Here is an 11258-nt window from a genome sequence, read left to right as displayed (position 1 = left end):
GCACATCAGGATGAGGGCAGACGGTGGCAACCCGAGCACAGAGCGGGATGATCCTATCGATTAATCGATGGCGGAAATCCCGAAAACTGCGCAATTTCGGCACCTTGGGGTTGGTTCTTCTAGGACCCGTGCTGGCGTTGGCAACCTACCTTGTTATTGGTCCATTTGATCTTGGGGCGACCGCTCCGACGCTACGGCTGATTCTGCTTGCTGACCTTGTCTATGTCCTCGTGGTTGCAGCGCTTGTTCTAAGTCAGGTCGGCAGTCTGATCGCAGCGCGGCGCGCGAAATCCGCCGGTTCACGCCTGCATTTGCGGTTGATCGGTGCATTTACGTTGCTGGCGCTTGTACCAACGGTCACGGTGGCTATTTTCGCCGGTCTGACTGTTAATATCGGCCTTGAGGGGTGGTTTTCAGACCGGGTGCGTCAGGTTGTTGGCTCATCTCTCACCGCGGCTGAAGCATATGAACTAGAACACCGCCAGGGCCTGACACAGGATGCCGCCGTTCTGGCGCGTTTTCTGGACAACGCACGCTCGCTGGATTTCTATATTTCGGATGCCGAGCTGCGCGAGGTTCTGGCGCAAGGTCAAGCGCAGATTCAGCGCGGATTGCGCGAGGCATATGTCATTGATGGCAGTGGTGAAATCCGTTCGCGCGGGGACCGTTCCTATCTATTCAACTATGAACCACCGACGCCCGAACAGATCGTCGAGTCGACTGACACTGGGCTCCTGATTATTGCAGATTGGGAAAACAACGAATTCCGCGCGTTGGTACCGCTGCAATCCTATCTGGACCGCTATCTCTACGTCAGTCGTGAGGTCGACGGAGATTTGTTGACCTTGCTTGATGATACCAAGCAAACAGCCAGATTTTATCAGCAGTTGGAAAGTGAACGGGGCAGGGTCCTGTTCAACTTCGGACTACTCTATCTCGGTTTTGCGTTGATCCTGATTCTGGCGGCCATGTCGCTGGGTATGTGGTTTGCGGAACGCCTGTCACGGCCAGTAGGCCGTTTGACAACGGCTGCGCAACGCGTCGGTGCCGGTGATCTGGGTGTGCAGGTCATAGAAGAGGCCAGCGACGATGAGATCGCCATGTTAGGGCGTTACTTCAACCAGATGACCCGCCAGCTGAAAGGTCAGCGAGATACCTTGCTGGAGAACACCCGTCAGATTGAGCGCCGCCGTCGCTTGTTCGATTCTGTTCTGAGTTCGGTGACGTCAGGCGTCGTCGGCGTGGATTCCGAAGGCTGCGTGACCTTCGTTAACCGCTCGGCCGAGCGGCTGCTGGACTGGTCGCGCGGTGAGGACCAATTGGCCATCGGCATTGCCGTGCCAGAATTCCTGCCGTTGTTCGACAATCTGAAAAGCAGCGGGCAAGAGGCTGTTCAGGGTGAGGTCAAGGTGGCCCGAAAAGGTCAGTTGGAGAACCTGCTGGTGCGTATGGCGATCCGGCGCGGTGAAGATGGTGGTCTGGAAGGCTATGTTGTGGCTTTTGACGATGTGACCGACCTGGTCAGCGCGCAACGGATGGCGGCCTGGGGCGACGTTGCACGTCGCATCGCACATGAGATCAAGAACCCACTGACCCCTATCCAGCTCAGTGCAGAACGGATCAAGCGCAAGTTTTCGCGCAAGCTGGATGAGGAAGACTGCGACAGCCTTGAATCGATGACCGATGTGATCGTGCGGCAGACCAACGATTTGCGGCGTATCGTCGATGAGTTTTCGAAATTCGCACGTATGCCGGAGCCTGAGCGCAGTGAGGAAAATGTCGTAGGGCTGGTGCGCGAAGCGGTGCTGCTGCAACAGGCAGGACAGCCGGATGTGCAAATCGATGCCGATCTTCCGGATCAACCAGTGCTGGCGGATGTGGATGCAACGATGTTGAATCAAGCCCTGACGAACTTGATCAAGAACGCAGGTGAAGCCATTGGAACACTTAAGGAAAAAGGCGCACCTGACAACCTAAAGCCGCAAATCAAAGTGGCGGTTTCCAGTGATGATGCGGGTACGATCATCACGATTGCGGATAACGGCATCGGTCTTCCTGAAGACCGGGCGCGGTTGTTCGAACCTTATGTTACGACACGTGACGAAGGGACCGGCCTTGGGCTGCCCATTGTCAAAAAGATTATCGAAGAACATGGCGGCGCGCTGACTTTGGAAGACGCGCCCGTCTTTGACGGACAGGACCATTTTGGCGCGATGGCTGTGATCCGTTTACCGGGGCCCAATATCGCCCCAACAGCCGCGCCACAGAAGCAGGCGATTAAAACCAACAAACTGAAAGCAGGCCAAAGATGAGCGACATTCTGATCGTAGATGACGAACGCGATATTCGCGAACTGGTGTCCGACATTCTGGAGGACGAAGGCTATTCAACCCGGCTGGCGGCAAACTCGGATGAGTGCATGTCGTCGATCAATTCCGAGCCCCCCGGGTTGCTGATCCTGGATATCTGGCTGAAAGACAGCCGCATGGACGGGATCGATATCCTGAAATCGGTGAAACGGGACAACCCGGATGTGCCGGTGGTGATCATTTCAGGGCATGGCAACATCGAAATCGCCGTGGCGGCGATCAAGCAGGGCGCATATGATTTTATCGAAAAGCCCTTTAACATCGACCAACTGATGGTGGTGATCCGCCGTGCGATGGAAACTTCTCGCCTGCGTCGCGAGAATGCCTCGCTCAAGCGGAAAGAGGTCAGCAATTCGGATATGATCGGCAAGTCCGCCTCGTTCCGGGCCATGCAGGGTCAGCTGGATAAAGTGACCAAATCGAATGGCCGTGTGATGCTCAGCGGTCCTGCCGGGTCCGGCAAGGAAATCGCGGCGCGATATATCCACGCGCATTCCAACCGGGCGAACTCTCCGTTTGTGACAGTCAATTGCGCTGGGGTCGAGCCAGAGAGAATGGAAGAGGTTCTGTTCGGACGCGAATCCTCGGAACGCGGTGTTGAATCCGGCCTGCTGGAAGAGGCGCATGGCGGCGTTGTCTACTTCGATGAGGTCGCCGACATGCCCTTGGGCACTCAGTCGAAAATCCTGCGCGTGTTGGTGGATCAGCAGTTCCAGCGCGTAGGTGGCACCGACAAAGTGCGTGTTGATCTGCGGGTGATATCGTCAACCAACAGGGATCTGGACGACGAGATCGCATCGGATCGCTTTCGTGAAGAACTTTATCATCGCCTGAACGTGGTGCCGATTGCGGTGCCGTCGCTGGAAGACCGGCGCGAAGATATCCCTGTTCTGGCGCAGCATTTTATCGAAATGTGCAACGAATCTCAGGGTTTGCCTGTTCGCGAATTGTCGGAAGAAGCCGTGGCTTTGTTGCAAACCATGACGTGGCCCGGCAACGTGCGGCAGTTGAAGAACCTGATAGAACGCGTGCTGATCCTGGGTGATGGGACGGGCCCGATTGAAGCCCGTGAATTGCCAAGCGATGAGGACAAGGCCGAAGAATCAGGCCGGGTGGTTCTGTCTGGTGCGCTGGCAACCCTGCCATTGCGCGAGGCGCGCGAAGCATTCGAACGGGAATATTTGCTGACTCAGATCAACCGGTTTGGTGGCAATATCAGCCGTACGGCAAGTTTCGTCGGGATGGAGCGCAGCGCGTTGCACCGCAAGTTGAAATCTCTGGGTGTGGTCACGTCCAACAAGTCCGGCGCGCGGGTGGCGCAACTGGATGAACCGGAACCGGCAGAGTAATCAGCCGCGATAACCTGATCGCGTTTCCGATCTGTCGTCGTCAAATAGTCGGCGGTCACATGCGTCGGGAACCAGTCAGACGAGGGCACGCGTGTGAATAAGGGGCCTGCACATATTGTCAGCTACGCGCTTGAGACTCGAGGGTACCCCGCCTTCGGCAAGCGCCTAAAACGATTGCGCCGGTCTGTTGGGTTGAAACAGGCGGCTCTTGCCGAATTGTTGCAGGTAGATCAAACCACGATATCCAGATGGGAAAACGGTGCCCAAACGCCATTGCCAGAAACACAACAGGCGGTGTTTTCAGCCCTTGGTCCCATCAAGGAAGATGACAGCGCCTTGCGGCGGCTGGTCATGAGTTCCACCGAATGTGTGCATCTCGTAGAAGAGACCAGTCATAAGTGTCTTGCCTATTCGGCCAGTCGGGCGCGTGACTGGAACACCAGCCAGCAGGCCTTGCTGGGCGTATCACTTTGGCAATTCGCCACCGAAGAAATTCGCCATGCCGAAGCTGAATTGGCGAACGAGGGGTGGTGGGATCAGCACTCGCCCAATCCCAAGGCTTTTTTGACATCCGAGGCTGTGCATGACCGGATCCGGATCAGCGCGGGCGAAATCAGGTGGGAGCGCTTGTATCTGTCGGATGGCACACCGGTTCGGTTGGTCAGCGGCTCTCGGGCCAGCACCGCATAATTTATGCGTTCAACGCGCGGTGCTGGCCTAGTAGAACCATGACATGACGGATTCTTTTCGCGTTTTCTTTCAAGTTGTACTGTTATGGCTCGCGGGGCTTGGCGCCGCTACCCAATTTGCCAAGATCGCGGTGCCGTTTGCCGAGATATCACAGCTTTATCCTGCACACTCGGATACGATTGGATGGCTGTTATCGATCGTTAGCTTGATCGGGGTCATTCTGGGCGCTTTTTCAGGGGCGATTGCCGGTCGGATCGGTCCATCCACCTTGTTGATATCGGGTCTTCTTTTGGGTGGGGCCATGTCGCTGTTTCAAGCAACCGGGCTTGGCTTTTATGTCATGCTGTTAACGCGTGTGGTCGAAGGATTGTCGCATCTCGCAATTGTTGTTGCGGCGCCGACCTTGATTGCACAGATCACGCATGGCCGGGCACGCAATGCGGCTATGGTTTTGTGGAGCACGTTTTTCGGGATCGCATTTGCACTGAACGCTTGGGCCGGCCTGCCGATGGTCGCCCGTTTCGGGCTGACGGGTTACTTTTTGATCCATGGATTGCTGATGCTGTTAATAGCGGGGATCATCTACGCCTGCCGCATTCGCGTCGATTTGGAGCAGTCAGGAAGCGTAGGATTTGGGATCTCGGAATGGGTCAACGCGCATGTGAAAGCCTACCGCTCGCCATTCATTTCCGCTCCGGCAATCGGCTGGTTTTTCTATACTCTGACTTTTGTGTCCCTGCTGGCCATTTTACCGGGGCGCCTGCCAGAGCATCTAAGTGCGACGATCGCCGGGCTCATGCCCCTGGCAGGTATCGTTTTATCGTGGTTGGCCGTCCCATTGCTACTGAGTGTCATGTCATGTGTCGCAGTGGTTAGCCTGGGTTTTGCGTTGGGCATCGCCATACTTTGCGCCGCCTTTATGGGGCTGCCACTGGCTGCGGTATGTGTGGCGCTGTTTGCAGTACTGGGATTGGTTCAGGGCGGAAGTTTTGCCGCCGTGCCAGAGTTGAATGAAACGCCAGAGGCGCAGGCGCTGAGCTATGGGGCCATGGCTCAGATGGGCAATGCGGGAAATCTACTCGGGACGCCTATTCTGCTGGCTGTTTTATGGCGTGGCGGCGATGCCGGGGTGCTTGCGGCAGTGATTTGTATCTATGCAGCGGCAATCACCGCGCATCTGTGGTTAGCCCGTCGACGTCAGGCCCGTCTGCAATCCTAACCAGCCTGACCCGGGGTTATGATTTGAAACGAACCGTCGTCGAACTTCACAAAACAGGAAGCCGTACCAAGTGGCGGTAGCGTTGTTGTCCGAACTGCCGGGACGCTGGATTTTACGTTCTGTTTGCAGGGCGGCAGGCTGACGGGGCGATAGCCTTTTGCAGCCATGCACTGCGCTTCGACGGTGCTGCGCAGGCCCTGGTTCACATCCACGGTATAGATCTGCCCCGGCTGCCACCAACCGCCCGAGCGATAACAGCGGCCATTGCTGTCGCAATGCGTTCGCCCTGGCCAATAAGTCGGCGGGCTTTGCCGCACCTGATTGGCAACCGGTGCATCCTTAAGGGCTTCGACCTGACATTGGGTGGTTTCCCTCTGCATCTTCGAGACGCTTTCGCCTTCGCGATAGTACAAAGAAAGCGGGCCACATGCGGACAGCAGCATCAAGGGTACGAGTAGGCGAAGCAGTGTTTTCATATGCTTACCTTGCCTCAGTCACACTGGTATGACAATTCAATTGACCGCTTTGGGGGCATCTGTCATTCAAAGATTTCAGGCAGAAGGGCCAAATACATGAAGGTCATTATATGCGGTGCGGGTCAGGTTGGCTGGCAGATTGCACGGCACCTTTCGGGCGAACTGAATGACGTCACTGTGGTGGACAACAATCCCGATCTGGTGCGCCGTGCCACTGAAACGCTGGATGTTCAGGGGATTGCAGGGTTCGCCAGTTACCCTGACGTGCTTGAACGGGCAGGGGCCCGTGACGCCGACATGATCATCGCTGCGACCCATTCGGACGAGGTGAACATGGTCACCTGTCAGATGGCCCATTCCGTCTTTGCAATCCAACGAAAGATCGCGCGGTTGCGGTCGAAATCCTATCTCGAAGCGATCCATTCCGATCTTTACCGTCGGGACCATCTGCCGATCGACGTGGTGATCAGCCCGGAACGTGAGGTTGCTGCTGCTGCGATGCGCCGATTGTCGGCACCGGCGGCTTTCGACACCGAGCTTTTCATGGAAGGTAAGGCGCAGCTACTTGGTATTCGAGTTGATGAAGACTGCCCAATCGTCAACACGCCGTTGCGCCAACTGACCGATCTGTTCTCGACACTCAGTTCAATCGTGGTTGGGGTTCGACGCGACGGAACACTGTTTGCGCCTGAATCCGAAGATCAGCTTTTTGTTGGTGACGAGTGCTATGTCTTTACCAACGTCAAAGATGTCGACCGCACAATGGAGGTTTTTGGTAAGTCCCAAAAAAAGCAAGACCGTGTGGTGATTGTCGGTGGTGGCAATGTTGGGCTCGAAGTCGCCAAAACACTGGAAGAACGCGAAAGCCGCGTGCGAGCAAAGATTGTTGAGCGTGATCGCCATTGTGCGGAAGTGGCTGCAGAGGCGCTGGAACGGACGATTGTTCTGAATGGTGACGGTCTGGATGCCGGATTGCTGAGTGAGGCTGGAATCGACCGGGCAGACGCCATGTTGGCCGTTACCGATGATGATCGGACAAACTTGTTAGCGGCAGTGCGCGCCAAGGCCGAAGGTTGTGCGTTGGCGATTGCCCTGATCAATGATCCCAGTATGCTGGCCCTGATGGGGCCGCTTGGAATTGATGCCTACATCAATCCACGCGCCACCACTGTCAGCTCGATCTTGCGCCATATCCGCCATGGGCGCGTCAGACAGGTCTATTCTATTGGCGATGCCGAGGCCGAAGTGATCGAAGCCGAAGTCTTGTCAACGTCGCCCATGGCGGGGCAAAAGCTGCGGGATATTGATTTCCCCGAAGGTGTATTGGTCGGAGCTGTGCGCAAAGGCGAAGACGTTCTACGACCGACGGGCAGCCTCCGGATCGATGAAAAAGATGTGGTTGCGATCTTTGCGATGGCCAAGGACGTGCCCGAGGTTGAGCGGCTGATGCAGGTCTCGATCGATTTCTTCTGATGGCGCGCGCTCGAACACAAAAAGTCGGGCTTCTACGGCGATTGCCCCTGTTTCTGCTGATCTGGGGTTGCGTCGCACTCGCGATGTGGATCCCCGCGATCTATGCGCTGGCGCTGGATGATCATGATACGTCCAGATCCTTTTTCTATTCGGGGATTCTAGGTCTGTTTCTGGTGGCCACGATTGCTCTGGCCTCGTCAAATCGAATCCCTAGAAGGGGAACCTTGGGTCAGTTGGCGGTCCTTTTGGCGTGCTTCACGGTGCTGCCGGTGTTTCTGGCGATTCCGTTTCATGATGCACTTGGCAACACCACTTTTCTGAACGCCTATTTCGACATGGTCAGTGCTTTGACCACGACAGGGGCAGATCTGTTTCCAAATCCCGATCGTCTGACGGCACCCCTACATCTTTGGCGCGCACTGGTCGGCTGGATGGGCGGGCTGTTGATGTGGATTTCTGCGGCGGCGATTCTGGCGCCCTTGTCGCTGGGTGGGTTCGAGGTCACCGCCCGGGGGCAGCCCGGGCGTCCGGTATCAGGTGTTGCACAAAGCGAAAAGGTAGACCCCCGCGGGCGCCTTATCCGTGTAACGCGTACGCTGACTCCGGTTTACATCGGGCTGACAGCCGTGATCTGGGTTCTTCTGTTGATTGCCGGCGAAAACGGACTGACGGCGGTGTGTCATGCCATGTCGATCATGGCCACATCCGGGATTTCTCCTGTGGGCGGGCTTGAAGGGGCGCAGGCCGGTATCACTGGTGAGGCGATCCTGTTTTTGTTCATGTTCTTTGCCTTGTCGCGCCTGACGTTTTCCACAGACACGGCGACAACCGGTTACTCTCGCCTGGACAAGGACCCTGAATTTCGTATTGGCCTTATGGTCGTTTTGGCCGTCGCCACCTTGCTGTTTCTCCGCGTGTTGGCTGGGGTAAGCGAAATCGGCGTTCAGATCGATCCGCTCCAGGCGCTGCAGGTGCTGTGGGGGATGATGTTCACGGTCATGGCCTTTCTGACCACAACCGGGTTCGAGAGTGCCAACTGGGATGATGCGCAGCAGTTATCGGGACTCGGCACTCCGGGCCTTATCCTGATGGGGCTGGCGTTGATTGGCGGCGGTGTTGCTACGACAGCCGGCGGTGTCAAATTGCTGCGTGTGTTCGCTTTGTATCTCAATGGCGCGCGCGAGATTGATCGGCTGATCTACCCGTCTTCGATCAGCGGTGCCGGTGGCGGCAACCGGCGCATTCAAAGTGGTGGTGCCTTTATCGCCTGGATCTTCCTGATGCTCTTGGCGCTGACCCTGGCAGTGTTCAACCTGCTGCTGGCCGCAATGGGATCCAGTTTTGAGCAAGCGATGGTTCTGAGCGTCGCCGCGCTGAGCACAACCGGGCCGTTGATCGAGCTGGCCACCGATGTTCCGATCCGGCTGATTGACCTGCCCGGAAGCGCCAAAATAACCTTATGCGCGGCCATGGTCATCGGCCGTCTTGAGACGCTTGCAATTGTTGCTTTGATCACACCATCGCTTTGGCGAGACTAAGCCAACGCCTGCGTCTGGTCTTTACTGCCTTATTTTTCATCTGGAATATCTCTGCGCGGCACTCCATACTCACGCAGAGGGAGCGCGTTGGTCCGCAGCGCGTAGCAAGAACAACGGCGAGTTTATAAAAATATGGCTTCGGACAGACAGAATCTTCAGGATGCCTTCCTGAACAATGTACGAAAAGCAAAGGTCCCGGTCACGATTTTCCTGATCAATGGCGTCAAATTGCAGGGTGTGATCACCTGGTTCGATAATTTTTGCGTATTGTTGCGCCGCGACGGACAGTCGCAGTTGGTATACAAACACGCGATTTCGACCATCATGCCATCACAACCTATTAACCTGTACGAGGGCGAAGACGCCTCTTGATGGAACATGACAGGACGCGCACCCGGGCTTGGGTGCTGCATCCCGAAATCAAATCAGATGAACAGCGCCGTGTCCCTGAACCGGCGCTGGCCGAAGCAGTTTCACTGGCCGTGACTTTACCCGATCTGGACGTGATCGGATCCGACATTGTGCGCCTGCCACGCGCTCAGCCGGGGTTGTTGTTCGGCAGCGGCAAGATCGAAGAACTGGGCGAAAGGTTTCATGACGCCGAGGTCGAGCTGGTCCTGATCGACGGCCCTGTGACGCCGGTTCAGCAGCGCAATCTTGAAAAGGCATGGAGTGTTAAAATCCTCGACCGGGCCGGTCTGATCCTCGAGATTTTCTCGGATCGTGCCCGAACCCGCGAAGGTGTGTTGCAGGTCGAGATGGCGGCCCTTAGCTATCAGCGTACACGTCTTGTCCGCGCCTGGACCCACCTTGAGCGGCAGCGGGGCGGATTGGGATTTGTCGGCGGACCCGGCGAAACGCAGATCGAGGCTGACCGCCGTGCTATTGATGATCAACTGGTGCGTCTACGGCGTCAGTTGCAGAAAGTCATTAAGACCCGCACGCTGCATCGTGCGGCGCGCGCCAAAGTGCCTTATCCGATTGTGGCGCTTGTCGGCTATACGAACGCGGGTAAATCGACGCTGTTCAATCGCCTGACCGGCGCCGAGGTCATGGCCAAGGACATGCTGTTTGCCACGCTGGATCCAACAATGCGGCGTGTGGAATTGCCGGACGGCCCCGAGATTATTCTGTCGGACACGGTTGGGTTCATCTCGAACCTGCCGACCGAGTTGGTGGCGGCGTTTCGTGCCACGCTGGAAGAGGTTCTGGGCGCTGATCTGATCGTACATGTCCGGGATATCAGTCATGATGAAACCGAAGCTCAGGCGGCAGACGTCGAGACGATCCTGACATCGCTGGGGGTTGATGAAGACCGTCCGCGCCTGGAAGTCTGGAACAAGATCGACTTGCTGAATGCAGATGAGCGCGAAGCGGCGTTGGCCCGAGCAGATCGGGAGGCCGAGATCTTTGCCATTTCGGCCATAACGGGTGAGGGGATCAGTACGTTATTGGCCGAGGTTGCAGAAAAACTGCAAGGCACCCGGCGCGAGGAAACCCTGACGCTAAGCTTTGCTGAAGGTGACAAGCGTGCCTGGTTGTACCGACATGAGGTAGTACGTTCTGAAGAACAGACAGAAGACGGCTTCCAAATCGCAGTTTTGTGGACCGATAAACAGGCATCACAATTTGCTGCGATCTAGGCGTTTTTACCATTGATCTGAGACTGGTAGTCTTCTTCATCAAACCAGCCCAACGAAGACTGAACCTTATGGTCTGGCGTTAGTTCCCATTCCTCCCAGCCCCGGGCGATGACATGGTTACCGGTTTCGGAATGATGGCCTTCGAGGGTCCAGACAAAAATGGCATGAGATCCCGCCCACCGCAGCATGTCGCACCGGACTTCTAAATCGGGAAATTCGCTGTAAAAGCCGCGCGCCATCTCCGCGATTGCGGCGTGGCCCTGGATAGGCTCGCCTCGGTTAATCGCAATCTGTCCGTCGTGTGCATAAAAGCTGGCCACGGCATCGGCGTCGCCCGAACTCCAGGCGATTGCGTAATCACGTGCGAGATTGTTCAGAATGTCGCGAATACTGGCCATGATTGTCCCCTGGTCGCCGTTTGTCGGCCAGTGGATAGTAGGCGGCGCGGCTGTCGGCGTCCACGACACGAAAAAAAAGGGGCGAGGACTTGCCGAACGGATG

Annotated in this window: 10 protein-coding genes; 8 read left to right on the top strand and 2 right to left on the bottom strand. The window is 56.6% G+C overall.

The genetic code is table 11. The annotated features are described in order from the left end of the window. Positions 1-47 precede the first annotated feature (47 nt). The 4 genes from Q1B13_RS02895 (at position 48) to Q1B13_RS02880 (ending at position 5627) form a co-directional block, all read left to right on the top strand. Positions 48-2312 carry a PAS domain-containing sensor histidine kinase gene (locus Q1B13_RS02895; RefSeq protein WP_299075698.1) on the top strand — a complete coding sequence of 755 codons (2265 nt, stop codon included), beginning with the start codon at positions 48-50 and terminating at the stop codon, positions 2310-2312. Next, complete coding sequence (locus Q1B13_RS02890) at positions 2309-3718, top strand: sigma-54 dependent transcriptional regulator (RefSeq protein ID WP_298934864.1); 1410 nt, start codon at positions 2309-2311, stop codon at positions 3716-3718. The genes Q1B13_RS02895 and Q1B13_RS02890 overlap by 4 nt, the downstream gene beginning before the upstream one ends. Positions 3719-3811: 93 nt before the next feature. Then, positions 3812-4408 (top strand): helix-turn-helix transcriptional regulator, encoded by a 597-nt coding sequence (locus Q1B13_RS02885; RefSeq protein ID WP_299075696.1) that lies wholly within the window; start codon positions 3812-3814, stop codon positions 4406-4408. 43 nt (positions 4409-4451) lie between these two features. Next, positions 4452-5627 (top strand): MFS transporter, encoded by a 1176-nt coding sequence (locus Q1B13_RS02880; RefSeq protein WP_299075693.1) that lies wholly within the window; start codon positions 4452-4454, stop codon positions 5625-5627. On the opposite strand, the gene Q1B13_RS02875 is transcribed toward Q1B13_RS02880, so the two are convergent. Further along, the gene (locus tag Q1B13_RS02875) at positions 5624-6103 is read right to left on the bottom strand and encodes a hypothetical protein (protein ID WP_299075691.1); all 480 of its coding nucleotides are present in this window, start codon (positions 6101-6103) and stop codon (positions 5624-5626) included. The two genes, Q1B13_RS02880 and Q1B13_RS02875, sit on opposite strands and share 4 nt — an antisense overlap. A 96-nt stretch (positions 6104-6199) precedes the next feature. On the opposite strand from Q1B13_RS02875, the gene trkA reads away from it, so the two are divergent. From trkA to hflX, 4 genes are all read left to right on the top strand, one after another. Next, positions 6200-7576: a Trk system potassium transporter TrkA gene (gene trkA / locus Q1B13_RS02870; protein ID WP_299075689.1), complete on the top strand. Its 1377-nt coding sequence runs from the start codon at positions 6200-6202 to the stop codon at positions 7574-7576. Next, positions 7576-9114, top strand: a complete 1539-nt coding sequence (locus tag Q1B13_RS02865; protein ID WP_299075687.1) for a TrkH family potassium uptake protein — start codon at positions 7576-7578, stop codon at positions 9112-9114. Before trkA ends, Q1B13_RS02865 begins: the two co-directional genes overlap by 1 nt. Before the next feature lie 132 nt (positions 9115-9246). Beyond that, positions 9247-9486 carry an RNA chaperone Hfq gene (gene hfq / locus Q1B13_RS02860; RefSeq protein ID WP_005982826.1) on the top strand — a complete coding sequence of 80 codons (240 nt, stop codon included), beginning with the start codon at positions 9247-9249 and terminating at the stop codon, positions 9484-9486. Next, positions 9486-10757: a GTPase HflX gene (gene hflX / locus Q1B13_RS02855; protein WP_299075684.1), complete on the top strand. Its 1272-nt coding sequence runs from the start codon at positions 9486-9488 to the stop codon at positions 10755-10757. Before hfq ends, hflX begins: the two co-directional genes overlap by 1 nt. Here hflX and Q1B13_RS02850 read toward each other — a convergent pair. Next, a complete protein-coding gene (locus Q1B13_RS02850; RefSeq protein WP_299075681.1) occupies positions 10754-11155 on the bottom strand; it encodes a nuclear transport factor 2 family protein in 402 nt (133 codons plus the stop codon). The two genes, hflX and Q1B13_RS02850, sit on opposite strands and share 4 nt — an antisense overlap. Between the last annotated feature and the right edge of the window lie 103 nt (positions 11156-11258).

It is taken from the genome of uncultured Ruegeria sp., assembly GCF_947489545.1.
Classification (GTDB): Bacteria; Pseudomonadota; Alphaproteobacteria; order Rhodobacterales; family Rhodobacteraceae; genus Ruegeria.
The sequence above is the reverse complement of the archived record's forward strand: the minus strand, read 5'-3'. Positions and strand labels throughout refer to the sequence as shown.